General features: G+C 36.4%; 21 protein-coding genes. 17 read left to right on the top strand and 4 right to left on the bottom strand.

Translation table 11 applies throughout. The annotated features are described in order from the left end of the window. Positions 1–310 precede the first annotated feature (310 nt). The gene (locus F6K06_RS20655) at positions 311–1,165 is read left to right on the top strand and encodes an alpha/beta fold hydrolase (RefSeq protein WP_124146577.1); all 855 of its coding nucleotides are present in this window, start codon (positions 311–313) and stop codon (positions 1,163–1,165) included. Positions 1,166–1,437: 272 nt separating this feature from the next. On the opposite strand, the gene F6K06_RS20650 is transcribed toward F6K06_RS20655, so the two are convergent. Together F6K06_RS20650 and tsaD are read right to left on the bottom strand one after the other, a co-directional pair. Further along, entirely contained in the window at positions 1,438–1,950 is a 513-nt protein-coding gene (locus F6K06_RS20650) for a GNAT family N-acetyltransferase (RefSeq protein ID WP_287243881.1), read from the bottom strand. Between the two features lie 569 nt (positions 1,951–2,519). Then, a complete protein-coding gene (gene tsaD, locus F6K06_RS20645; RefSeq protein WP_124143072.1) occupies positions 2,520–3,584 on the bottom strand; it encodes a tRNA (adenosine(37)-N6)-threonylcarbamoyltransferase complex transferase subunit TsaD in 1,065 nt (354 codons plus the stop codon). A 142-nt stretch (positions 3,585–3,726) separates the two neighbouring features. Here tsaD and F6K06_RS20640 point away from each other — a divergent pair, with 142 nt between their 5' ends. The 4 genes from F6K06_RS20640 (at position 3,727) to F6K06_RS20625 (ending at position 8,647) form a co-directional block, all read left to right on the top strand. Beyond that, on the top strand, positions 3,727–4,215 hold the full coding sequence (locus tag F6K06_RS20640; protein WP_124143071.1) for a Photosystem I reaction center subunit III: 489 nt from the start codon (positions 3,727–3,729) through the stop codon (positions 4,213–4,215). A gap of 147 nt (positions 4,216–4,362) precedes the next feature. Beyond that, positions 4,363–4,488, top strand: coding sequence for a photosystem I reaction center subunit IX (psaJ, locus tag F6K06_RS20635; RefSeq protein WP_124143070.1), 126 nt, complete (start codon positions 4,363–4,365; stop codon positions 4,486–4,488). Between the two features lie 756 nt (positions 4,489–5,244). Beyond that, a complete protein-coding gene (locus F6K06_RS20630; protein ID WP_124143069.1) occupies positions 5,245–6,057 on the top strand; it encodes a carbon-nitrogen hydrolase family protein in 813 nt (270 codons plus the stop codon). A 1,171-nt stretch (positions 6,058–7,228) separates the two neighbouring features. Beyond that, positions 7,229–8,647, top strand: coding sequence for a cation:proton antiporter (locus tag F6K06_RS20625; RefSeq protein WP_205127213.1), 1,419 nt, complete (start codon positions 7,229–7,231; stop codon positions 8,645–8,647). A 900-nt stretch (positions 8,648–9,547) separates the two neighbouring features. Here F6K06_RS20625 and F6K06_RS20620 read toward each other — a convergent pair. Beyond that, on the bottom strand, positions 9,548–10,363 hold the full coding sequence (locus F6K06_RS20620) for a sirohydrochlorin chelatase (protein WP_240038759.1): 816 nt from the start codon (positions 10,361–10,363) through the stop codon (positions 9,548–9,550). A 338-nt stretch (positions 10,364–10,701) separates the two neighbouring features. Between F6K06_RS20620 and F6K06_RS20615 the strand changes: the two genes are divergently transcribed. The 5 genes from F6K06_RS20615 to F6K06_RS20595 all read left to right on the top strand — a co-directional run bounded on the left by F6K06_RS20615 (position 10,702) and on the right by F6K06_RS20595 (position 14,051). Next, positions 10,702–11,031 (top strand): hypothetical protein, encoded by a 330-nt coding sequence (locus F6K06_RS20615; RefSeq protein WP_124143066.1) that lies wholly within the window; start codon positions 10,702–10,704, stop codon positions 11,029–11,031. Positions 11,032–11,149: 118 nt separating this feature from the next. After that, positions 11,150–11,479: a hypothetical protein gene (locus F6K06_RS20610; RefSeq protein WP_287243879.1), complete on the top strand. Its 330-nt coding sequence runs from the start codon at positions 11,150–11,152 to the stop codon at positions 11,477–11,479. A gap of 428 nt (positions 11,480–11,907) precedes the next feature. Next, on the top strand, positions 11,908–12,150 hold the full coding sequence (locus F6K06_RS20605; RefSeq protein ID WP_124143065.1) for a hypothetical protein: 243 nt from the start codon (positions 11,908–11,910) through the stop codon (positions 12,148–12,150). 262 nt (positions 12,151–12,412) lie between these two features. Next, complete coding sequence (locus tag F6K06_RS20600; protein WP_287243877.1) at positions 12,413–12,622, top strand: hypothetical protein; 210 nt, start codon at positions 12,413–12,415, stop codon at positions 12,620–12,622. A 235-nt stretch (positions 12,623–12,857) separates the two neighbouring features. Then, positions 12,858–14,051: a glycosyltransferase family 4 protein gene (locus tag F6K06_RS20595; protein ID WP_124143064.1), complete on the top strand. Its 1,194-nt coding sequence runs from the start codon at positions 12,858–12,860 to the stop codon at positions 14,049–14,051. A 1,967-nt stretch (positions 14,052–16,018) separates the two neighbouring features. On the opposite strand, the gene F6K06_RS20590 is transcribed toward F6K06_RS20595, so the two are convergent. After that, positions 16,019–16,198, bottom strand: coding sequence for a hypothetical protein (locus F6K06_RS20590; RefSeq protein WP_124146133.1), 180 nt, complete (start codon positions 16,196–16,198; stop codon positions 16,019–16,021). 186 nt (positions 16,199–16,384) lie between these two features. On the opposite strand from F6K06_RS20590, the gene F6K06_RS20585 reads away from it, so the two are divergent. The 7 genes from F6K06_RS20585 to F6K06_RS20555 all read left to right on the top strand — a co-directional run bounded on the left by F6K06_RS20585 (position 16,385) and on the right by F6K06_RS20555 (position 26,249). Next, a complete protein-coding gene (locus F6K06_RS20585) occupies positions 16,385–16,588 on the top strand; it encodes a hypothetical protein (RefSeq protein ID WP_124146132.1) in 204 nt (67 codons plus the stop codon). A gap of 600 nt (positions 16,589–17,188) precedes the next feature. Then, the gene (locus F6K06_RS20580) at positions 17,189–19,429 is read left to right on the top strand and encodes a YCF48-related protein (protein WP_287308896.1); all 2,241 of its coding nucleotides are present in this window, start codon (positions 17,189–17,191) and stop codon (positions 19,427–19,429) included. A gap of 18 nt (positions 19,430–19,447) precedes the next feature. Beyond that, the gene (locus F6K06_RS20575; RefSeq protein ID WP_287243872.1) at positions 19,448–19,846 is read left to right on the top strand and encodes a zinc ribbon domain-containing protein; all 399 of its coding nucleotides are present in this window, start codon (positions 19,448–19,450) and stop codon (positions 19,844–19,846) included. 80 nt (positions 19,847–19,926) lie between these two features. Continuing rightward, a complete protein-coding gene (locus F6K06_RS20570) occupies positions 19,927–20,436 on the top strand; it encodes a hypothetical protein (protein WP_287308895.1) in 510 nt (169 codons plus the stop codon). 519 nt (positions 20,437–20,955) lie between these two features. Further along, on the top strand, positions 20,956–21,936 hold the full coding sequence (locus F6K06_RS20565) for a glycosyltransferase family 2 protein (protein ID WP_287243870.1): 981 nt from the start codon (positions 20,956–20,958) through the stop codon (positions 21,934–21,936). A gap of 56 nt (positions 21,937–21,992) precedes the next feature. After that, positions 21,993–23,858 carry a glycosyltransferase family 39 protein gene (locus F6K06_RS20560; protein ID WP_287243869.1) on the top strand — a complete coding sequence of 622 codons (1,866 nt, stop codon included), beginning with the start codon at positions 21,993–21,995 and terminating at the stop codon, positions 23,856–23,858. A gap of 900 nt (positions 23,859–24,758) precedes the next feature. Then, a complete protein-coding gene (locus F6K06_RS20555; protein ID WP_287243867.1) occupies positions 24,759–26,249 on the top strand; it encodes a glycosyltransferase family 39 protein in 1,491 nt (496 codons plus the stop codon). Positions 26,250–26,811: the final 562 nt, after the last annotated feature.

Below are 26,811 nucleotides of genomic sequence, written 5' to 3'. Positions count from 1 at the left end.
ATCAAATTCAGAGCGGTTTTTATTTGATAGGTATTTTTTGACTCTTGTTTTGATCATGATACTTTTCTTGAGGCGTTAGCGGAGCTTTGCTGAGGCAATCGCTCTCTATTTTGCAGCGTTGGCGGAGCAAGTGCGACAGCTATATCGCTCTACATTACCATACGCTATATATGCTGTCTTTGCGTAAGTCCTGATACTATACTTTGAAAAGCCCTGCCCTCCTGGGAGGGGTTAGGGGTGGGTCTCCATCTGCCCATCTCCCCACACTCCCCATCTCCCCACACTTGTCAATTCAGGATAAGATACAAATATGGCAACTATAGATATCCAAGGGGTTCCACACGCCTACGAATTGACAAACCCCACAAAATCCCCCCATGTGCTTATTTTTATACATGGCTGGCTCTTAAGCCGTAACTACTGGCAACCTTTAATCCAAAGACTTTCACCAGATTACCAATGTTTATCTTACGATTTGCGCGGATTCGGTGATTCTCAAATCCACTCAACCCAAAAAAAATTAGTTTTCAACTACAGTCCCGCAGCTTATGTAGAAGACCTGACAATATTATTACAGAAACTCAATATATCTAGTGCCTGGCTCATTGGCCACTCTTTAGGAGGCACAATTGCCTTGTTAGGAGCGAATAGAATGTTCGATATTATCAAGGCAGTGGTCTGTATCAACTCTGGTGGTGGAATTTACATTAAAGAAGAATTTGAACGATTTAGGTTTGCAGGGGCACAACTTATCAAATTTCGTCCTAGTTGGCTATCTTATTTGCCTCTGACAGACTTAATGTTTACAAGAACTCAAGTGGCCACACCAATCTCTCGTAAATGGGGACGACAACGATTAACTGATTTTCTTGGAGCATCTTATGAAGCAGCTCTGGGGACACTATTAGACTCCACTACAGAATCAGAAGTTCATAACCTTCCACTGGTAGTCTCAAAATTGAAGCAACCTGTTTATTTTATTGCTGGAGCAAAAGACCAAATAATGGCTCCTAAATATGTAAAACATTTAGCTAGTTTTCACTGGATGTTTCAAGGCCACGGTGGAAATGTCCTAGAAATTCCTGAATGTGGTCATCTAGCAATGTTAGAAAAGCCTAATGCTGTAGCGGCTCATATCCGAAGTCTTTTGGCAAAGGAAATATAAATTATGACTAAAATTAAAGCCATCCATTCTGTACGTTGCCCTACCGACGGCTCCCTTAGCTGAGTTCTGACTTCCCCTCCAGGGACCTGTGAGGGATGGGTTGACTCCTAAGAAATATCCTAGCTATTTGTAGTAAGCATTTATCAATTTGGTGTTACCTAAGTTAAGCATTAATTCGTAGACTTAGAAATACCAAGCTAAAAATTTTCTCCTCTAAATATATAACTGTATTTTTTATTTTGGAGATATCTACTTCTTATTCATTCCTATTCTTAACTTATCATTTTTTTTGCTTCCTCAACATGAAGTCCAAGAATTACAACATCTCGCTTCGTACCATCTAAATTAGCCACTTTTGGTAAATAACCCCAACGTTGAAAACCAAACTTATCAAATAACTTTAAACTAGGCTGGTTATGAGCAAATATAACACCCAGTAAAGTATTGATTCCTAATTTAGGACTGTACAAAATTGCCTCTGAAAGTAATTTTTTCCCTATTCCTTTACCTTTATATTCAGGAGCAATATATATGCTCACTTCTGCTGTAGCTTTGTATGCAGCTCTGCCATTAAAAGACTGAAAACTCAGCCACCCAACAATTTTTTCATCTAATTCTATCACCCAAATTGGACGACTATCAGGTGAGTGTTCTTGATACCAAGGAATACGACTTTCAACTGATATAAATTCTAGATCTGCAGTAGCAATACGACTAGGAATTGAAGCATTATAAATTTCTACAATTACGGCTAAATCTTTTTCTTCAGCGTTTCTAATTTTCATTACTGATGTAGGAGTCTTAATTTTAAATTGTGCAGAAAATAGGTTCAACAATTAATAATTAATAATTAATTATTAATTATTAAGGCTTGCGCTCATAAAGCTAAAAGTCAGGATAGCTAAGTTCATTGCATTAACTGATATTGGTTAAAGCATTTTTTTGTCGAAAAAAGTGCCAGCTTTTCAGCTCAAAGAGCTGCAAAAAGCTAGTACTTTGAGACGATTATGGCAGAAAAATATTGGGACAATTTTTCCGACTATCTCTTCTATAATTCCCATTTCTCCTGTCTCCTACTAAAAGACTTTTTCAGCAAACCCCAATTATCAACTATCAATTATTCATTGTAATAGGGCTTTTTATATTCAATTTATCTCCTAGTTATTGGCTCTTATTGGCCTCAATTTACTGAAATTTTCTACTGAAATTCAAGAAAATTTCTTCACATAAAATGGCCGAAACCGTTGCCTGTTTCACCTCAAATCGACCCGTCCCCGCGTCCCCGTGTCTCGATGTCCCCGTGTCCCCGCGTCCCCGTGTCCCCGTGTCATACTTGTTACAGCTCACTTATTCCCTAGCGCATAGCGCTATACAACTCCATCACATCTTTTATGGCCATTCGAGAACTAGCTCCTAAGTTCAGAGATGAAATGTGGCCTCGACTCAGATGGTCAGCCGCCGCACAACCAATCATGGCCGCATTATCTGTACAGAATTTGAGGGGAGGAAATAGTACCTGTAAATTATTCTTACTTGCTGCTCTACTTAAGTGCCATCGCAACCCACTATTTGCAGCTACACCTCCACCAATCGCAATTGTATTTAATCCATAATCTAGCGCACAGGCGATCGCTCTTTTTGTTAACCCCTTCGCTACAGTTTCTTGAAAGCTAGCTGCAATGTCCTTAGTTATTGAAGACTCAGGTAATAATTCATGGCCTTCTGTTTCCAATTTTTGAATTAATCGCAACACAGCAGTTTTTAGTCCACTGAAACTACAATCATAGGGGTGATAGCCACCTTCAGGTAAAGAAATTTTCCCTTCAGGTAGAGAAAAAGCCGATCTATTACCCTCTGCTGCCAATTTATCAATTATGGGGCCTCCCGGATAGCCAAGTTTCAATAATCTAGCCACCTTATCAAAAGCTTCTCCTGCAGCATCATCCCTTGTTTGGCCTAATGTTTCATAAACACCACAATCTTTGACATAAATTAAACTTGTATGGCCCCCAGAAACCAACAAACAGAGAAAAGGTGGTCTTAATTCTGGTTGACTAAGATAAGTCGCGTAAATATGACCTTCTAAATGATGCACTCCCACAAATGGCTTTTCATGGACAATAGCCAGAGTTTTTGCTGCCGTTATTCCCACTAACAAAGCGCCAACCAAACCAGGGGCACAAGTAGCTCCAATACCATCAATATCTGGCCAATCTAAATCTATCTCTGTAAAAGCCTGAGCGATCGCCTGATTGATTATTTCTAAATGTTGCCGTGAAGCTATTTCTGGGACCACACCTCCATAAAAACTGTGAATATTAATTTGTGACTTTACGATATTACTTAAAACTTGATGATTCTTAACAATTGCCACAGACGTTTCATCACAACTTGTTTCTATAGCTAAAATAGTTGTCATTGACTGATAAATTTATAAAAATAGCTTGATTACTGTCAGCTTCAAATTTATCATTTCCATTAAGAAAATCCCTACTTCAGCTTAATTTAGCTACAGAAGAATGGGTAATTGTCAACACTTTGTAATAAAAGGAAACAATTTTATGAGACGATTGTTGGCTTTAGTTTTAGCCATAAGTCTTTGGGCAACTGGTGCATCAGCAGCATCAGCATATAACTTAGTGCCATGTTCAGAATCACCTGCTTTTCAGGCACGAGCTGAATATGCTCGCCCTACTACCGGCGATCCAGAATCTGGTAAGAAACGATTTGAACGTTATTCACAAGCACTTTGTGGAGAAGACGGACTACCTCATTTAATAGTAGATGGTAGTCTGAATCGCGCTGGAGATTTCCTCATTCCTAGCATTTTATTCTTGTATATTACAGGTTGGATTGGTTGGGCCGGTCGTTCCTATCTACAAGCAATCAAATCTGGTAAGAATCCAGAGGAAAAAGAGATTGTTATCGACGTTCCTTTAGCAATCCAAAAAATGCTAGGTGCAGCTCTATGGCCAGTGTTGGCATTAGGAGAATTTACCTCTGGTAAAATGTTTGCTGAAGAAAACGAAATTACTGTTTCCCCACGCTAAAACATTAACTAAGGAATTAATAAAAACTAAGTAATTGTAATTAGTATAAAAATACTAATTACTAACTGCCAAAAGTCCCAAAACAATGTTTTTTAACATTGTCTAAACAATACCTGATTTGACAATCAGTTTTTAGGAGAAATATTCATGCAAGACCTACTTAAGTATCTATCAACAGCCCCAGTTCTGGCTGCAGCCTGGATGATTATCACAGCCGGAATTTTAATTGAGTTTAATCGTTTTTTCCCAGACTTACTTTTCCACCCAATGTAAAAGCCAAAAAGTTAACTCAGACTTATCTGGATTAATCTAAAGTATGAAACAAAATGTAGATTAAATTCTGAATCAATATTCAGATGAAAAATAGTGGTTAATTCAGAAATCACAATTCTAGACTAATAGTCCGTCAAGCAAAAAATGATGAGTATGTTGAGTATCAAAGCCTTATAAATAAGTGTTATTGAGAAATAGTAACTTATTAAATATAACTTGATAGACTACTATAGCTGAAAATCTGATTTCTGAAACCACTCTAAAATTTAGCTGTTGCCAACTCAGTTATCATCTTGTCTTGAATAAAAAAGGAACTTAAGCTGAAGGTTGAGAAATAAAGGTGATAAATTGGTAAACAACGTAAGCATTCAGCTATTAGCAGTCAGCGCTTCAGCAATTAGTAGTGATGGAAGAAGGCAGCTATGCTGTTTCCGTAGCATGACCTAGGAAAGGGAAAATTGCTTATAAATTTAAACCCCAAAAAATTTTAAGCACTGTTTAGACGGTGGGGTATTAAACCCGCTACAAAAAAAGTAATTACTTCTCAAATTTGGAAAGGGGACTCATGGCAGTAACTTTATTATTCAAACTCAATTTTTCAATTGCTTTGACCTTCCCCAAAATTAATTGCTGATAGCTAATAGCTGACTGCTGAATGCTGACTAAACAACTACCTTTAGATCGGCGAATGAATTTGGTATAAATAATAAGGCAAACATCAAAAAGTTCCAACATAATAGCTGAAAAACAGACTTAATGAAATCCTATCTCGCAGCAGCAATATCAATGACAAGTGTGCCTGACTTGTCAAAAAATCTAGCACAGGCAGAAGAATTAATAGACTTAGCAGTCCGTCAAGGCGCAGAGTTAGTTACCTTGCCTGAAAATTTTCCCTTTTTAGGTGAAGAAAAAGAAAAAATTGACCAAGCAGAAGTGATCGCTACAGAAAGTGAAAAATTTCTCAAAACAACGGCTCAAAAATTCCAAATCACAATTCTAGGAGGTGGGTATCCAGTACCTACAAAAGATGGCAAAGTTTATAACGTTGCATCCCTAATAGATTCTAATGGCCAAGAAGTAGGTAGGTATGAAAAAGCACATTTATTTGACGTTAACTTGCCTGACGGTAATACCTACCGAGAATCAAACACTGTTAAAGCAGGAGTCAAGTTACCTTCAGTCTATTCATCAAAAGATTATGGTAATTTAGGCATATCAGTATGCTATGATGTAAGATTTCCTGAGTTATACAGATATCTCTCAAATGCCGGGGCTGAAGTCATATTCGTACCAGCGGCCTTCACTGCATATACAGGAAAAGACCACTGGCAAGTATTACTCCAAGCACGAGCAATAGAAAATACCTGCTATATCATTGCTCCAGCTCAAACAGGGAAGCACTATGGCAGAAGACAAACTCATGGCCATGCAATGATAATTGACCCTTGGGGTTTAATTTTGGCAGATACTGAAGATAAACCAGGAGTAGCAATTGCAGAAATTAACCCATCCAGATTAGAACAAGTTCGTAGACAAATGCCATCCCTACAACATCGGGTATTTACTTGAAGTACCACTCAGAACTCAGCGCTTCAGCCATCAGCTTCTCAAGGCGTATAATTAGGGATTAAAACCCCCATAAAAGGCGCACCACTAATTTTTCAAATAAGCGTGGGGAACTTAAACCCTTGAATTTTTAGCGCTCCAGCTAAATGCTGGCAAGTAGAGCATTCCGGAACAGAAAAGCTGATGGCTATTTAAAAAGGACTTCCTACGGAATGCGACCCAAACTCAAACAGCAGTTCAGCAGTTCAGCGGTCAGCTTTGCCCGGAAAGCGGAATTCCGGAACGGAGCAACCCAAGCTTTTCAGTCCGGACTGCTCCGCAAACAGATACCATTACATATGCACTACCTTTTGAGGATGAAGCGCTAGAGGGGGAGCTCTAACTGAAGCGCTAGTGCAGGATGGCGGAAATAACTAACCAGTTAAAAAAGGTTCAAAAGCTTGTACAATAACCTTTCTTCCCTTCTGCCTTCTGCTATCCTAGATAACTAAAGCCTCCTGCCTTCTGCCTTTTTGCGCTATTTAATTCTACCTTGACTAACGTTGCATATAACCCACATTCCGCACTTCAATTTGTAACATAAAAATTAGTATAAAATCTGTAGTTTGCTTAAGTATTTATACTATATAAATTATCTTCATTTACCTCTATCGGGAGTCAAATTCTCAGTTAAATATTAAGCATAAATACTTACTGAATCGTTGACTCCTATTGACCACTATAATTTTCTTCTTAATACATGACTTTTGAATTTTGACTGTCTTGAGTGCCTCTTACATTCTGGAGGCAATGTGTGCGGAACCATTTCCACAGTTTAGCGCCGTAGGAAACCTAGCCAATTAGCACTCGATGCATAACTTATATTTTTATGCTACGTTTTGTGGTGCGGAATGTAGGAGATAACGTCCCTACCTACTCTCCTACTCCCTCCCATACTCAGGATACGGGTTAAAAAGTTTTTGAGAAATGGTATAATTCCTGTCTAAAACTTTTTCAGGGACTTTCCAAAAATTTCCCATATTCTTTATTTCAAGTTAGATAGATATTTACGATACATTTTAGATAGTTAGATATTTTTTATATATACTCACCAAAAAATATTTTTATAACAAAAGATTAGCGATCCGTGCATAAAGTCCTGTTACATTAAGTCAAGATGATTTAGAAAAACTTAATGTTTAGTTCAATGGCAGGGTTCAATTTTTTGAATGAATTTTTCCTATTTCCTTTATCAGGCAAACTTCAACCGATACTAGCAACAGCGACAGAAACAGAAGTAGAACCAGCAATGGTAGTTGCAGGAGTCCTTTTGAGCCTAGTGGCAATTTATATAGCCAGCAAAGCAGGGGGCGAATTTTTTAACTGGCTAGGTTTTCCACCAGTATTAGGTGAACTAGTAGGAGGTGTAGTTATAGGTATTTCCGCCCTAAACCTGGTAATCTTTCCAGAAAGTGGGGCAGATAGTTCCGCATCCGTAGTTATCAGTATTTTAGAAGCAACAGCAGGTTTAGCCCCTGACGCTGCGGAAGCTACATTTCAAGTCCAAAGTGAAGTCCTCGAAGTTCTATCCGAACTGGGGGTGATCATTTTGTTATTTGAAATTGGCCTAGAATCCAACATTAGAGACTTAATGCAAGTGGGTATTCAGTCCCTAATTGTCGCAATTGTGGGAGTAACATTACCATTTGTCGCTGGTACAGCAGGAATGATGATGATATTCCATGTCTCAGCAGTACCAGCAATTTTTGCAGGAGCAGCTCTTACAGCAACCAGTATTGGCATTACTTCCAGGGTACTAGCAGAAATTAACCGCCTCAATACTCAAGAAGGTCAAATTATTTTGGGTGCTGCTGTTATAGATGATGTTTTAGGTATTATTATCCTGGCAGTAGTAGCAAGTTTAGCAAAAACTGGCGAAGTCGATGTAGTCAATGCGATCTATCTCATCATCAGTGCCAGTGTATTTTTGGTAGGTGCAATATTGTTAGGTCGCTTCTTTAATGACACCTTTGTTTTCTTTGGTGAAAAATTTAAAACTCGTGGACGAGCAGTTATTCCAGCTTTGACGATCGCATTATTTATGTCCTACATTGGTACAGCGATCCATTTGGAAGCCATATTGGGAGCTTTTGCCGCAGGATTGGTTTTAGATAACTTGGATCAAACAGAGGTAGGTAGAGAATTAGAAGAACTAATTCGTCCTATTTCTGATGTCGTCGTTCCCATTTTCTTCGTCACAGTGGGGACAAAAACCAATCTTGGAGTTCTCAACCCAGCTATTCCTACTAACCGTGAAGGTTTAGTTATTGCGATCTTCTTAATAGTTGTTGCTATTGTGGGTAAAGTTGCCTGTGGTTTTAGTGTCTTTGGTTTAGAGAACATTAACCGTTTAGCTGTTGGTGTTGGTATGGTGCCACGGGGTGAAGTTGGTTTGGTTTTTGCCTCAGTTGGTTCTGCTAGTGGCGCTTTATCCCCTGCTTTGGATGTAGCAATTATTCTTATGGTTATAATTACAACATTCTTAGCGCCTCCCTTGCTGCGAGTCGTGTTCGGAGAAGGAGAAGCAGAAGAAGTAACTGAAACTTCTGGGTAGTTATTTGCAAAAGGTAGAAGGTTAATTTTTAGATGGCTTTTCTATAACTCATAACCTTTATAGAACCCATTTGAGATCTATTTAACAAAGAGATAGGGACTCACCCCTAACCCCTCCCAGGAGGGGAATGTGGGGAGATGGGGAGATAGAAGCAAATTTCAACCTGCTTGGTGTACTATAGCAATGTGCGCTCAGGTATTTACAATGTCCAGCTCAAAGTGCAGTAAGCGAACAGGTGTACAAAAAATAATGTGTAAATATGCCAGCGCACATTGCTATACCTGCTGCGCTATCGGGCGGTGAGTGCAGTACGCCCTTCAGGTTCCCGTCTGTGGGCGAAACCTGCCTCCCCCACCCCATAGGTGCCCCGCCGAATTGAAGCAACTGCCCTACGCAAAGCTTCTCTGTTAGCGTAGGTCCTCCGGAGAAGGAAAGAAATACCCGAAGGGCCAGGGGTTTCATTCACTTTTGGCCTTATTCTCGTTCCTGAATCTCCTGACTTCACCACCGACTAAGTTCTGAGGACGGCAGTCAAAAGCACATACCCCCTGCAAAGATACGATCAGGGATTCTATATAATAAATCCAAAACTTTCCCAAAATCTACATTTTTTATGGCTCCCAAGTATAAATTAGGGAGGTATTTTTTTATAGTATCAAGTTTTATTCATTAGACTTAATCAAAATTCTTGTCAATTCTCAAGAGAATCTTTCAAAATTCGGCGTTGCTGATTCTGGGTATGATTTGATAATTTTGTATTTGGGATTTTTTATTTTGGATGGTTTGAACTACTTGTTAATATTAACTGTTCCCAGATCCGGTGTTCCCAGATCCGGTGTTCCCTATAAACCTACTTTCATACCTTAATTCAGCAATGCCCAAAATTCCTCCGACTCCCTTCTATTCAGTTTCGCTAATCAAGTCCAAAACTAATTTAGCTAATTCATCAGTTGCCCCAAGAGGTTCACTCAGGCAGAATTTAATAGCAGGGTATATTTGAGTAAATTGATTAACTGTATCAGCGATCGCATCAGTAATACCCCCATTAAACAGAAAATAAGGCAAAATTCCAATTCTTTGATATCCTTGTCTGATTAATATTTCAACTCTTGATTTCAGGTCGGGACAAACAGACCAATAAGCAGTACAAACCAAAACTTGACAACTACTTGCAAGAGACTCGGCTATTTTTTCCACAGGTTCATTGCCACCAGGACGACGACTACCATGAGAAATAACTACCCAAGCATCAGCAGTCACGGAAGTTACTTTAGCTGCCAGTAAACGTGCCATTTCTGGATGAGAACCAATATAGGGGCATAGAGTGATTTTACTTTGGCTATAAGTTTCTGAGTTAAATTCAGATTTTTGCTTACTTTTTTCCTTTGCTTTAACCTTGTGCCTGAATACCTCTACTTCTGCTGGAATATCCTCTGTGACATGAACTCCAGGTAATAAAAATAAAGGTATAATTTTAACTTGATTAATGTAGAGCGATCGCCTTTTTTCCCGAAAATCTTCAATTTGTTCGTGCAGAGATTTAAGTCCCAGTTCTAAAACTCCTGTACCAATCAAAGGACATTTGAGAAGATCATTACTTGTCAAATTTCCAGTTAAATTTATTTGCCTAGATAAAAGTCCAGCTAGTATGTGTAATTCTAGGAGCGATCGTGGGTCACGACTACCATGAGATACTAAAAAATAGGTTGATAGCAATTTTAACTTTGACCTAATTATTATATAGATATATAAATATTAAGTAACACTTTTGAACAATTTTCATCCTGATTTAATTAAAATTGTATGTATATTCCTACACATTAACTCTATTCACTTTCTCTGGATATTCGGTAAAAGTCCAATCAATCTCTAATGAGTGAATTTTGTTTTGTCCAGTATATCTATAAAGTGTTTAATTGATAATTAGAATACTTACTTTGTGCCCAGTTAATATTGGTAACTGTATATAAAGATTAAATATTTTTGAGAATAATCTGCTATGATTATTATAGATATCAATATACTTAAGTAGAAAACACACAAGGAGAAAAAAAATGGCCAAAGAAGATGTGAAAAGCGTTACCGTACTACAAAGTGATGATGACTTTGGTGGCTCTCCAGAAACCCTCTATGGAAAGTCCCCTAAAAGCACGAAAAAGAAAAAGAAAAAACAGGCACGTGCTTTGAAGCCTTATGAAAAAATGGTATTTTCAATGGCTAAAAGCTATGACAAAGCTAGTAAAGAGTATCGCGATCGTCACGAAAAGTCTAACAAAAAGAAGAAAAACGGTTGGATTAAAGATTTCCCAAAAAACTATAACAAGGCTATGTCTAAGTTGGGTGGAAGTGGAATGGGTGTAATGGGTGTTAAATTGTTTGAATAATTAACGTATTAATGCCTGCCCATTAGACATCTCCAAAATCGGTATTTTTGGAGATGTCTAAAGATAAATATCTACTAATATATATTGTTGAGTAGAAAATATTCAGAGGAGAAATAAAGTGGCTAAAGAAGACGTAAAAAGCGTTACTGTGTTGCAAAGTGATGATGACTTTGGTGGGGATCCAGCAACCCTCTATGGTAAATCAGCTAAAAGGAAAAAAAAGAAAAAGAAAAAGCAGGCACGTGCTTTGAAGCCTTTAGAAAAAGCTGTATTCAGAACGGCAAAAATGTATGATAAGGCTACCAAAGAGTATCGTGATCGTCACGAAAAATCTAACAGGAAGAAGAAAAACGGTTGGATTAAAGATTTCCCCAAAAACTACAGTAAGGCAATGTCCAAAATGGGCGGGTTAGGCTATGGCTATATGGGTATTAAGTTGTTTGAATAATTCAAATATTAATACTGATTAGCAGAAAGTCCAACTAATATAGAAAGTTTTACTTGCAACTTTCATATCAGCCAAGAATTTAAGTGCAATGTACTTTTTAGATCACGATGAGTGAGACTTTTGAAAAAGGAGTCGGACTCAAGCAAAATCTGGAGCAGCGAGATGCTCCATAAATGGAGCAGGAAGCTTAGATGATTAATATAGCCTTGCTATTAGTTAAGTTATGAGGAGTAGTTAAAAGCTAAGAATTAATTGGCATCATACTCCTCATGTTCATATTGGTGAATGGCAGGTTTGAGAGGGACTTTGTCAAACTAACTCAGTCAATATACAACCAATAACAAATGCAAGAAAAAAATAATTGCAGGCTTTTGGTAAAATTTCCTCTAGTAACATAATAATTAGCAAGCATTAAGGAGATCAAAAAAATGGTAATGTCATCAGATACTAGTGAAAAAAGCGTAAAGCAACAATCAAACACGGTTATTTTAGAGTTTGGAGGAGCTAAGAGTGACGATATCAATGATTTACGCAGAGGTGAGGGTAAGGTATTCAAAAGAATAGGCCAAACAATTGAGAAACTACAAGAATCAGGCGAAGTTTCAGATAACATACAACCCATAATTGTGATTCTCAAGAAAAAGAAAAGTAAGAAAGGACTTTTAGACTAAGAATATTTTCTGGCTTTAGTTATAGTGAGTGTAAGTGTTGTAGCTTCCTTTAAAAGTTTCATAACTTAAGTTATGACTGATACAATAACCTTTCGCTCGACTTCGAGCATTATGCTCGAAGTTATGTATGTTAGGTGAAATAGCAGTCTTATCTCCTAGTTATGATAAATTTCGAGAAGGGCATGAAACCCAAAAATGATCGAAATTTTCCCTAGCAACATAAGTTAAATTAAGTAGTAAAAATTTAAGGAGAACAAAAAAAATGACACAACAGGCCAACACAATTATTTTTGAAATGAGTGGTGCAGATAAAGACGATATCTATGATTTTCGGAGGGGCCAAGGTAAGATATTCAGAAGAGTACGGGATGCTATAGAACAATTAAAAGAAGAAGGTGCAGTTGATGAGAATGCACAGCCTGTAATTGCCCTAGTCCAGAAAAAGAAAGATAAAAAGGGACTCTTAGACTAGAAAAATTAAAACCTACGCAATGTACTAATTTTGCTTTCAAGCTGATAGTAACGTATCTTAGAGATAGAGTTGCGCTTTAAGTCCAATAACAATTAAATCAAGCCCTGCTTGTATAGTGAGGGCTTGATATTTTTGTACTTATTAACTAAGAGTAAATAATTTTTTTATGTATTTGATTCAAGGTGTATCAAAATCCCGTATACTTCAAGAGAAATTATAAGTTCAAGTTGATAACGTGAAGATACTATTAGTCTGCACAGAAAAGTTACCAGTGCCTAATGTCCGAGGTGGGGCTATCCAGACATACATAGACGGTATTCTACCTTACCTAAAACGAGAGCATGAAATCACAGTATTCTCCATAGCAGACCCTGATTTACCAGATCGAGAAATTAGAGACAATATTCGTTACGAGCGCACTACTGCCAACACTTCAGAAGAATACTATCAAATAGTAGCCAAATTTGTAGAAAGGAAAAATTTTGATTGGATAGTAATTTACAACCGTCCCAAGTATGTGTCCTTGGTTGCCAAAGCAGCTCCCAATAGTCGCTTTCTTCTTAGTATGCATAACGAAATGTTCTATGCTAAAAAAATTGAACCACAAGAAGCAATTAAATGCTTGGAGCGAGTAGAAAAAGTAGTCACAGTCAGTAAATTTATTGCTGATGGTATTGCTAAGTTATTTCCAGAATATAAACACAAGCTGCAACCGGTATATGCTGGAGTAGACCTCAAGCGCTTTCAGCCAAGGTGGGCAGAAGGAGTAAAAGAGAAACGAGAAGCAATGCTGGCGACTCATGGGTTGGAGGGTAAAAAAGTAGTCCTCTGCGTGGGAAGGTTGACAGATAAAAAAGGACCTCATCTGTTAATATCTGCGATCGCCAAAATAATCAAAAAACATCCATCTGCTGTATTATTGCTAGTAGGAAGTAAATGGTACGGCAATAACAATGAAAATGATTATGTCCGTGAAATTAAAGCAGAAGCAGAAAAGTTAGGGCAAGCAGTTCAGCTGACTGGTTTTATCTCACCATCAGAAGTAGCAGATTACTTTTTGTTAGGGGATATATTCGTGTGTGCATCTCAATGGGAAGAGCCTCTAGCTAGGGTGCATTATGAAGCTATGGCAACAGGACTATGCACTATTACTACTGCTAGGGGGGGAAATCCTGAAGTAATTGTTCCCGGAAAAAATGGTATTGTCATCTCAGACTACGACAATCCTGATGCCTTTGCTACTGAGATCAACTACTTATTGTCAAAACCAAAGAAGAGTGAAAAAATGGGAAGAACAGCACGTGATCTAGCAGAATTATATTACAGTTGGTCAAGAGTAGCTTGGGATATTTTGAGTATTATTAATGACTCAACATCAATTTCGGTAGAAACGCTACAAGACATAAAAGAAACTAAGGAAGCAGGATAAATCTAAATTTATCCGCATTTTGTGAAAGGAAAAAAAGAATATAAAGTCTAAATAGGGCTTGCTGATTAATTCTCAAAGTATTGATAAATAAAGGCTAAAGCCTTTTTGGGGTTCAAGGGGGTGCCAGCTTTTCGGTGCAAAAAGCTCATGCATGCTAGTATTTTCGGCTGACTATGGTAGAAAAATCCCAAATTGACAAAACTTAGCTCCTACCTCCTCGCTCCCAAGCCATTTCTTCTGTCTCCTGTCTCCTGTCTCCTGTCTCCTACCTCAGCAAAAAGACTTTATGAGCGCAAACCCTAAATATTTCTTAGCTTAGTCTGATTTTCATAGGTATTGGTAAACATAAAACTAAAAGCAATAGCTGCACATTAATATATGAAAAATGAGCAATAATTTTCGGCGTTGTTGAATAAATGTATGATTTCACAGGATTCAAGAGTCAGGATTCAGGAGGACTAAGCCAGGAGTCAGTAGGTAGAAAGGAGTTTTTCGGTGATTAAATAGGAAGAAATAGGTATAATTTGCACTATTGTTTTGGCTAAAAATTTACCACTAGTTGAATTTCTCAAATCAGCAACGCCGAATTTTCTAAATTAATTGATCTTCTCCAGTATCGCTCCCTAAATCAATCCGATCAAAAAGCTTACACTTTCCTTAAGAATAGTGAAAAAGAAATAGAAAGTATCAGTTACAGAGAATTATAGCGCTGCGCGCAGGCAACAGGCAATAGGGGGAATAAAAAGCTGATAATATAAGATTTTAGCTATTGGACACCTCCTGCAATTTGTAAATATGCCAGCGCACATTGCTATAGATGAAAAAGCACAGGCGATCGCTGTAGAGCTTCAAAAGCAGCAGATGGGTAGCAAAGAAAGGGCGTAGTATCTGGTGATGGTGCCTATGATATAGCTGCCGCACTTGCTCCACCAACAGCGCAATTGCTACCAGGAGGCCAAAAACAGAGGTGCAAAACCAATCATACCACCTCGTAAAGATGCCGTGCCACAGCACAGCATGGCAAGAGCAAAGCTTCACCCCATCCCAGGGATGAAAACCTTAGACAGATTCATTTTGTAAGGTGGGGTGAAATAAATGGAAGCGCAAGAGTGGTTACTATCGACGTTCCCTATCTGTTTGCGCAGCATTCCGTAGGAAAACTATACTGAAACAAAAATGGTTATTCTTAAGTTGGATAGCAGTTTTTATTACCACCAGCTTTATATAAGCAGTGATTTTGCCGCGATTAAATACCGACTTCGTGGGATTTATAAATCATAAAACAAGATGCTTGTCAATCCCATAAAATCAACCCATTTTGAAAAAAAGGCGCTGCTGAATCAAGGGATGAATCTTTTTTGAACAGGTAAATCTCATCCTTAATACTTCATACTTCTTTTTTGTCCAAGCATACAATTCATCCCACAAATATGCAACGCCGAAAAAAAAGTACACCTTTCCTCTTAGACTTTAGACAGTAATGGATATGTCCCTTTTATTTCTATCGCAAGAGAAATGTTCCTTTGGGGAGGGTCATAAATCCGTGAAAGTAAATTCCTGCCAGGCGTTCGCGCCTCGGCCAAGAAAAAAAAGAGCGATCGCCCCAGGATATAAGCGATCGCTCTTACTTATAGCGGTTTTCACAAAGGTAGACTACAGAAAAATATAAGTATGTTTGAAGTTTGATAAGTTACAAACTTGATAGCTGTATTCTATGTTAATGAAAACCGCTATAATAAGCAAAATAGGCGAACACTCCCCCAATCGAATCGGTTTCTCGGCATCACCAGCAAAAGCAAAGGCGATTGCTCCCCAATGCGATCGCCAGTTTGTATATCTTTTTTTCATAATCGCTGATACGGCGGTTATGATTCATCGCTTGTGACAAAAGAAAAGGTGGGTCTAAGATTGCGATTAGTAACCGTAACCTTGGGGTTTTAATGCAGAAACATAGCCTTCATTTACTTCTACTGAAAAGTAAGCAAATAACTCCGTACAAGTTGATGTACGTCTAAACCAATACACTCAGAATTGCTTTCACATAAGTTAGAACATTCTTGTAGGCCATAAACTGTAGTAGTATCAAGCTCTCGACCTCGGATAAATACATCAGGCGACAAGGGTCTCATGTCTGCAAGAGCTGGCATTACATTATATTGGGTGTTTTTCAAAAAGGACTTCCAGACTATTTTTACCTCTCCCTCAGATGAAGACCTTTTTCTCTAATATTTTCTTAATTTTTCCTTCTCAGCAGCTTTAGCAATCTAACAACTACAGACATATAGATGAGGGCTCGCCGAGTTATATTGCTTCAAAGTAAAGCTTATTTATTGATGATAAATGTTATCCATAACAATGAATGTTTGGTAATGAAAAGAAGTCCTGAAACTTTGAGGAAGACAGCTAATATTTTAGATAAATTAGGTTTTTTGCAATGTGGTTTACTCAAGAGTAAAAATATTCAAGATATTGTACAACAGCCAAAATATGATTTGGTTTATGGTTATTTTAATACAGCCAATAAAATTGATAATTAGACTTATATTGCTAATGGTTGGGCAATATTACCAGAAAAAGGCGAAGTTGCTGATGGAGTAATTTTAACTTATGAAAACTTTCTGGGTGACGCAATAATATTTAAGTTAATTAATCAAAGGATGCCGAGACCTAGTGTCAGAGAATATTTTAATAATTAAACTTATTTATATTCTGGTTGGCAAAAATATTTTTCGGTTCAGGAAATTTCCCAAAGAACAGTTAAACTTCAAGCCTGGGATTTTGATACGGACACTGACAAAGCTTTTTTATTGAACAAATACTCAAATAATATTTTCGAGCAATTAACAAAGCAAAAGTCGTTATCGATCAAGACAGAATTCAGGAGGTAAGAGTCCATAGTCAGATAAGGATGCAAATAATCAGTTATACCAATTGGAAAAAAGTTTGGTAAATATCCGGAGAAGGGAATTGTAATAAGCAGAATTATCAGGCTTCCCTACTTCTGATTTCTGCCACTCCGCAAGCAGATAAGAGTCTTTGATCGAAATGGTATGATCCATAATATGTTAAGATAATTTTGTAAAAATAACTGTATTTTTGAGCAGATAATTTTTATGACTCAAAGCCTTTCCCGAATCATGAAATTTTTTAGATTAGTATTAGTTGCCTTCCTAATGGCAATACTTGTGAATATGGGTATCTCAGTGGCGCATCGCCCACATGATGTTGTCACACATGTTGAAGTATCACCAAATTATCAACAAGATCAAACAGTATTAATTGTTGTTAGAAATAACCTGTATCGTTCATCTGATGGAGGCGCTTCATGGCAGCGTATTACTAAGGGTTTAGATTATTCTAGTTTGTTTATCACAGATCTGGAATTGAGTCAGCAAAATGATGGTTTGGCATTTCTGGGAACACTTGGAGATGGAATCTACCGCTCATCAGACAAAGGACTTACCTGGCAAAATACCAGTGAAGGTTTAGATGAACTTGCTATAGACCATATAATCGTTTCACCAACTTCATCAAAGATTGTTCTAGCAAGTATCTCTGATCGACTCTACTTAACTCAAAATTCTGGGGAGAGTTGGCAACAGGTATTCCAAAGTAAAAGTCCTATTGACACTCTTGGTTTTTCTAATGATGGCAAATTAGTCATTGCTACCAATACAAACGAACTCTTGGTCTCTCGCGACAGCGGAGCAACTTGGCAAGCTAGCGATCGCGCTGCATCTGGCCTACCACTAGATAGTCCAATTGTTGCTATTGAGTCTATGCCAGGTGGAGCAGTAGGTTCAATGTCGCTGGCGACGGAAACCCAGGGTATTTTTCAAACCACTGACCAAGGCAAAACTTGGACAAAACAGGCAATTCCGATCGCCAATGAGCTTGTTCAAGATCTCAAAATTATTCCAGGGTCGCAAAATGCACCACAACTGTTTGTTTCCACAGCAAATACTGGATTATTTTACTGGGATGGCCAAGAATGGCAGCCAAGAACTCAGGGACTCATAATTGATCCTCAAGCTAAGGGTATGAAGCAACCTAGCTTTACTGAGCTAGAGTTCTCGACCGATGGCAGCGTGAGTTTCCTAGCAGGTTTTGATGGTCTCTTCAAGTCTGAAGATCAGGGGCAAAAATGGCAAGACTTAGAAACCATACTCAGGAGTACGGTTGTTGCAATGGCAGTTTCTAATAATTCAACTGTGGCGACTGTGGACTACGTTGGCAACATTAATATTAGTAGCGATGGCGGTCAAACTTGGAAGATCGCTCAAAGAGGTCTCCAAGAACCTTGGTTTACTAGAAAGTGGGAATCACTACCACCCAACTACGATCCTCGTCGCTACTTTGATGTTGCTTTTTCTCCAAACTACGATCAAGATCAAACATTATGGGCATCATTACTCTGGACAAAGGTAGCAAGAAGTCAGGATGGGGGTATCTCCTGGTCAATTGCTTCTATGCCTAAAGAAGAACGTGGACTCACAATAGGTGTTTCTCCAGACTTCTCAAACGATAGGACTGTTTACATCCTAGCTCAGAAGGGTAATGTCTATCGCTCTCAAAATGGAGGTGAAGACTTCTCAAAAGTTGGTCAGGTTCCATCTCTTCAAGGCAACAATGGTCCGTCTATTGCCATATCCCCTAATTTTGCTAGCGATAATACTCTCTATGTAACTGGAGAAAAGGGAATCTACAAGAGTACGGACGGTGGGAAAAACTGGGAAGCAATAAGTGAAAATACAGATTTAGAGAAAGCAATAAAAATGCAGATAGTTATTTCTCCAGACTTTGCACGGGATCAAACTTTATTTGTTAGTACCAGGAGTCGAGGTCTTTTTGAATCACGGGATGGAGGAAAAACTTGGAACCAGCGGCTAACTATACCTGGATTAGGTACTGACTCGCCTGAGTTGGAAGCTATTGCTATTTCACCAAACTATGAGAATGATAAAACACTTGTGTTGGGTTTGCTAGGTCTTGGGTTATACAAAAGTGAAGATGGAGGGCAATCATTCAAACAAATTGCAGATGCTTCATTACCCCTATCAAGAATAGGTAATGTGCCTTCATCAGGAAGGCCGATTGTTTTTTCACCAAACTATGTTAATGATAGGACTATCTACACCTTTGGTTCAGCTAGTTTGGAAATATTCAAGTTAACAGATGATGGAAAGACCAAGGAAACTTTAGCTATTCAAAATTCTGAGTCAATGGGAGAACCAAATTTTCTCAGCAATATTCGGCTATTTTTATATGTCTATCAAAGTTTATTTAAAAAAGCTTTAGTCTTGTTAGTAGTCGTCATTGTAGTAGGGATCGTTATCTACCTAACGTCAAGAAAACTCAATCGCCGAGGTAAGGTATAACGGTCAAAAATTAGAAACTTGATAGATGAGTTGCACCACAAAACAGCTTTATTTTTGGTTCAAAACTTTGATGTAATTCTGCTTCCAACTTTTGAAGTTTCTCAGATGACAATTTATACTAGCAGAAAGCTCACAAGTAAATCAGTGAGACAAATGTTGAACTGGGCACACTATAGGTTTGAGCTTTTCTTAAAGCATAAAGCTGTTGAATACAACAAAGTAGTTGTAGATGTAAGTGAAGCCTACACTAGCAAAACCGTTAGCTGGAGTGGTGAAATCCTCAACAATTTAGGCGGCAAAAAAGTTGTGACTGGTAATGATGGTTTTCGCCTTGTTCGCAACTTAAACGGAGCGCGTGGAATCTTGATCAAAAGCGTGGTAGAGAAATTTTCTACCACATTGGGAGATACCCCCTAAGTAAGTTAATCTTACTGTGCATTGTTAACAATTGTTAGCAAAATAGTATCGGTTCAGCATTTAAACTATATATCTTAATTTTGGGAAAGGGAACACCTGATATGGAAACAGGAAAGCAAAACAAAAATCTTATTCTATCGTTCTTTAGACCTGAAGTTCATCAGTATCAGCAAACTGAACCCTCTATACCGAACAGTTGGAAAGTTTTGATTGTATTGACACCTATAGTTCTGGTAACTGCCGATCTAATTTTGGGTGGCGGACGCTCTTTGCAATCTAGATATCTACTTTCTTCTCTATTATTCGTGCAAATTTCTGTCGCCTATTTCCTGACTAAATGTATTATCTTTTCATTCTACGCTTGGGAAAAAGTATTTTGGAGATTTGCATATCTAACAATGGTTTTCGTTGGAGTTATATCAGCCATCACGATCGCCAAAACACCAGGTTGGGATTACCTAGAACAAGGCAGAACAGCAAATGCATTAAATTTAAAGATGGCTCCACTGATTAATGTTGCAAATCGTCCGGTTGTTATTAGTGAAGCTACGCACAGTTTTGTCCTAGGTCTGAGTCAATTTGGTCAATAAAGATGTTGACTTCCAAGTCATAAATGATGTTGAGGCAAGTGAATTTTCAAATTATTTTAATATACCGGAGCTAGCACAAAAGCATTAAGAAGTGTTCATATACTTTCCAGATAAGCAGTTCAAATCATTTGTCGAAAAGGAACAAGGAGGGGAGCTAGAATCTGTTTTTGATAATAAGTTATATCGTTTGAAAAGGGCTTTATTTTCAACAATTAATAATTCAGGACTTACGCAAATTTACTTTTAAACCACCATCTGTAGGTTATTTATGGTATTTGCCCTCGCTATATATATAATATATATAGAGTCTCTGTGTAAGTCCTGTAATTAATAATTACCTCTCCTTGAAAAGAAGATGATTGACTAATCATGAAAATTTTTATTTATTATCCTCTTAAAAGGGGGAGACTTTAAACCACAATTTTTTGGTAAAAATTAGAGAATCAAAATCAGGCTTAGAATCTCTGACAACCACAAACGTTGCCAGTTACCCAAAATAAACAAAAGGAACAAAGATTAATGACTAAACTAATTATACAAATCCCCTGTTATAACGAAGAAGCTACTTTAGGGATGACTCTAACTGAATTACCTCGACAACTTCCTGGTATAGATAAGGTAGAATGGTTGATCATTAATGATGGTAGTATTGACAAGACCTTAGAAGTTGCCAAAGCAGCAGGAGTCGATCATATTGTTAATTTTGAATATAATCAAGGATTAGCAAAAGGTTTTATGGCGGGAATAGAAGCCTGTTTGCAACATGGAGCTGATATTATTGTTAATACGGATGCTGATAATCAATATTGTGCAGCAGATATACCTAAACTAATAGAACCAATTTTAGATGGAAGAGCAGAAATAGTAATTGGTGCTAGACCAATTCAACAGATTAAACATTTTTCACCAATCAAGAAATTTTTACAAAAAATAGGTAGTTTAGTCGTCCGTATTGCTAGTGAAACAAATATTGCTGATGCTCCTAGCGGTTTCCGTGCTATGAGTCGTAATGCAGCACTACAATTAAATGTTTTTAATGAATATACTTACACACTAGAAACTATTATCCAAGCTGGGCAAAAAGGAATGACAATTATTTCTGTCCCCATTAGAACTAATGGTTATTTACGACCATCCAGATTAGTTAAAAGCATTCCAGCTTATATCCAAAGATCGATTTTTACGATCGTTCGGATTTTTATGACTTATAAACCTCTAAAGTTTTTCTCAATTTTAGGGACTATTCCCTTGAGTTTTGGTTTCATTTTATGTGTACGTTGGTTAATTCTATACTGGAGTGGCACTACGAGGTCTCATGTCCCTAGTTTACTCTTAGCTGCAATTTTAATTTTAATGGGATTTCAGCTATTTATTTTTGGTCTAATTGCTGATTTGATGTCAGTTAATCGTAAGCTTTTAGAAGATATTCAATTAAAATTACGTCGTAACTTTTTGGCTAACTCATTAGAAAATAAGCCTGAAAATTCTAATTGTGATTAGCTTTTATTAGTAAAAATTTACTGATTTTTTTTAAACTTATTATTGAAATATTAAAAATGATAATTCTTCCTATCTTATCCTTTGTCTTGATTTTTGCTCAATTATTAACTCAAAAAAATGATTGGCGTGATAGTTTCTTTAAAGCTATTGTTTTATGGGGAATAATTTTAACAATAATAACTGAATTACTAAGTTTATTTGGTTTATTTCAGTATTTTTGGGTAATAGCAGCTTGGTTATTAATAAATTGTTTATATGTATTTTTATTAACAAAATCTTCCTTAAAAAAACACATAAATAATCTCAAAACATGGGGCAAAAGTTTACTGGGATTATCACCAATGTTAATACTTTTGCTCACCTGTATAACAATTATTGTGTTCTTAATTGGTATAAATGCAATAATCGCTGCACCCAATCACTCCGATTCAATGGAGTATCATTTACCTCGTATATATTATTGGATTCAAAATCATACTGTCGCTCATTATCCTACCTATAATTTATTTCATCTCTATCAAAATCCTTGGTCAGAATATGCCATGGCTCACTTTCAAATTCTCAACAAAAGCGATCGCTTTGTGAATACGATCCAATGGGGTAGCATGGTAATGAGTGTCTTGGGTGTTTCTATTCTTGCTAAACAGTTAGGTGGTAATATTCGCGATCAAATTCTGGCTAGTGTTTTTGCTGTAACTATTCCTATGGGAATTCTACAAGCTTCTGGTACTAATAACGATCTTGTAGTTACTTTTTGGTTAATTTGTTTTGTTTATTTTACATTTACAACCTTAGAAAACGGTATATCTAAAAGTAATATTTTGTTTTTAGGGTTTAGTTTAGGTTTAGCTATTTTAACAAAAGGTACGGCTTATATTTATGCTTTCCCATTTTGTATTTGGTTATTGTTGTGGGGAATTAAGAATTTAAAGTGGCAAGCTATTAAACCTATAGTTATTATTTTATTAATAGTATTAGCCATTAATTTAGGACATTATTTAAGAAATTATGCTCTTTTTGACTCGGTATTAGGGTTGGCGGCGACGGGAGAAAGAAATAAAGAATTCGGTGTATTGATTTCTATTTCAGGAATCTTAAAAAATTTATCATTGCATGCTGATATTGTCAGGAATCTACAATTAGAAAAAATTATTTCTCCTACTACGGGTTTAACTAATAAAGTATTAGAAATTATTCACGGAGTATTAGGAATAGACTTATCCGATCCAGCTTTAATTAGCCCTAAAGCCAGAAAATTTTATGTTCCTGGCTTATCTACTAATGAAGATGTTGCAGGTAATCCTTTGCATTTATTATTAATAATAGGGTCATTTGTTGTCTTAACTATTAATCAAAAAATATGGACAAATAAACTTTTAATTAAATATGGGATAGTTCTAGTTTTAGGTTTTGTTTTATTTGCAAGTCTTTTAACATGGTCTCCTTATCGTTGTCGATTACATTTACCTCTATTTATATTATTTTCTCCTTTTGTAGCTGTTGTATTTTCTAAATCTTTACCGAAACAAGTAAGCTATTTCTTGGCAATACTTGTTTTATGTCTTTCTTACAAATGGGTTTTCTTTAATTCAGTAAGACCATTAATTGGGGAGAACAATATTTTTCAAAATTCAAGAGTAGAACAGTATTTTCAAACTCAACCAACATATCAACAATTTTATTTAGATGAAGTTGTGAGAGTAGAATCAAATCAATGTAAAAATATAGGTTTGACTTTTAAAAGTTCTTCTTTTGAGTATCCTTTATTAGTTCTATTAAATGAAAATTACCCTAAAGAAATTAAACATATAAATGTGGAGAATGAATCTCAAGTATTAATCAAGAAAGATTCTAACTCTAATTTTCAAAACTTAAATAATGATTGTATTATCAATATAGATAGAAATAAATTAAAAAATTAAGAGAATTAATAATGAAAATGAGCGACAAAAAGTTATTATTTTATTCATAATTTTAAGGTAATGGATGGATGAAAGATTATGCTCATTTTCTAAAAATATTCGGTGTAGTTGTTATTTCTCAATTAACAGTGGTATTTACTATCAATCTATTAGTAGATCCTTATAAAATTTATCATTTTCTTTGTGGGTTTAATACCCCACCGTCTACACGGTGTTCAAAATTACTTGGGGTTAGAATCCCCATGTAATTTTCCTCCTGTCTCCTGTCTCCTGTCTCCTGTCTCCTTCTTCAGATGAAGATGAATATCCTCAAGATTTTGGTGTCTTAATTAATCAAAATAATATTGAGACTCATTTAACTAAAATCTGGAATGATTCAAAAATTTATCAGAAAAAATTTCCAGAAGAAATTGCTGGGATAAAACAATTAATTAAAAAAACAGAAGAAAAGCGTCTATCTAATTTTAAGAGATTTAATAATCAAGTTGAAAATATAGAACTATAGCAATATAGAACTATAGCAGTTTTAGTAGGGGTATTTACATAAATTAGCCTATTTTCACCAATTTTTTGTGATTTATTTCTAGATTTTTTTGCTCTATTTATGGAAAATGAATCTCAAATATTAATCAAGAAATATTCTAACTATAATTTTCAATAATTAAACAATGATTGTATTGTCAATTATAGATAGAAGTGAAGTAACTTAAAAAAATTAACATAATCTACATTTGTTAATTATGTCTAAATATCATCGTTTGTTTTTTGTATTAGACTTCTCCGGAAACTAAGTTTTAGCCTAGTAAATTTAAATATTTGAGATTAATTTTCCAGGAAGTCTATTTTACTCTTAACAACATGACAAGGACTATTTCACTTAAATCTCTTCACCATATCAATTTGACTACAGCAGTAATTTTATTAATTGGAGCTACCCTAAGAATTTATCAGTTCATTTTCAACCGTCCACTTTGGCTAGATGAAGCAATGTTGGCGGTAAATGTAATTGATCGTTCCTATATTGACTTACTTGAGCCTTTAGATGCTCGGCAAAATGCGCCCATATTATTTTTGTTTCTGGTTCGTACTTCTATCAATTTATTCGGACCAAATGAATATGCTTTGAGACTTCCTACTTTAGTATTTGGATTAATTTCTCTTTGGCTTTTTTATTTAGTCTCTAAAAAATATAATAGTCCTAGGGCTGTTCCATATGCTTTACTTTTATTTGCAATTTCTAATTCATTAGTTTATTATTCCTCAGAATTTAAACAATATTCTATTGATGTTTCAGTAACTCTATTTATATACATTCTTGCTCTAAAATTATACGAAAAAAAGATAAGTTACCCCTGGGCATTTCTTTATGGTTTTGTGGGGGCTTTATCATTATGGTTATCTTTTCCGGCTATATTTGTTCTAGCATCTGTTGGTTTTTCATTGATTCTTTGCAGCTTACTCGAAAGAAAAAAGATTTATTTTATCAAGTACGGTATTATTGCTTTTTTAATCTTAATAAGTTTTCTATTGATATTTTATTTGGTTATTAATAATTCCCTCGGAAGTGATGGTCAGTTAGCAGCATGGGCGAGGAAAGGATTTTTCGCTCCTAATCCATTGAATTCCTCGCCAAAAGATACTCTTCGTTGGTATTTAGATACATTCAAAAATATATTTATTAATCCTGGAAGCTTAGGCGTATATGGTCTATCTTGGGTTCTTTTTATCTGTGGTTGCACACAAAAAATAGTACAACAAAAGAGGTTTCAGGTTTTCGTATTAGTTCTGCCAATTGTACTGGCACTGATAGCTTCTATTCTTCAAAAATACACGTTTACAACTTCGTCGAGCTTGGCTTATCTTCCAGGAGGAAGATCGCTTTTATTTATTCTTCCATCCTTGCTTTTATTGGTTGCTGAAGGTCTAGATTATCTCAAGAAAAGGGTTCACAAATTTGTATATATAGGTATAGTTTTTGTCCTTTTTCTTAATCCAGTCTTAATCGGATTGAAAAATCTTGAGAACCCGATAGTAGGAGAAAATATTAGGCCAGTTATTGAATATATTGTTGACAAGTCTAAATCCAATGACAAAGTCTATGTATTTTATAGAACAAAGTATCAATTTGGTTATTATCAGCCACGATTTCAGAATCTAAAAAATTTAGAAACTATTAGGGGAGTTGGAGGTAAAAATGGTTTTGTCCAAGACATCGAAAATTTACGTGGTAATTCAAGGGTGTGGTTTTTGTTTTCCTACACCTTGGAAAGAAGCTTAAAAGAAAAAGAATTTACTTTAGATTATATTCAAAGCTTGGAGTGTTCGCTGGAATTAGATCGTTTGGAAAAGAAAGGTGCATCAACTTATCTTTATGACTTGAGTAGATGCTAGAAAGTCTCTGATACCTCCGGTTCATAAAAACACCTTTCATTAAAACAACCCAATCAGTATGGGGCGTTGTACAGTGACGAATGATTTGATATTTTTGATTGAATTGGATTGTGGATTAATCAATTGCTAGAATGATTAATTAATGGTTATTTTTAGTCAAAATCTAAACCAATTTTTGGCAATATCATTCCATAATGTGCAACCCCCAGTATGGTAAGCAGATGAATTTAGACTTTATGTCAATGCTTGTATAGCTCTATAATAGGGTTTGCTGAAAAAGTCTTTTTAAGGAGTAGGAGAGTAGGTAGGGACGTTGCATGCAACGTCCCTAAAGAGGAATTGCCAGAAAACGATCTCTCAATTCTGGGATAAGACAATTCATGACGGTTTGTAGCGACTTTGAAGAAGGAGACAGGAGACAGGAGACAGGAGACAGGAGGAAAATTACATGGGGATTCGCTCCCCCAAGTAATGCGTGAACACCCCCGTTGACGGTGGGGTATTAAACCCACAAAGAAAATGATAATAAACAGGACCTACGCAACGGCACTAATTACAGTGA

Origin of the sequence: Okeania sp. SIO1H4, from assembly GCF_010672695.1 — a bacterium.
Lineage (GTDB): Bacteria > Cyanobacteriota > Cyanobacteriia > Cyanobacteriales > Microcoleaceae > Okeania > Okeania hirsuta.
This window is presented reverse-complemented; position numbering and strand designations above follow the sequence as displayed.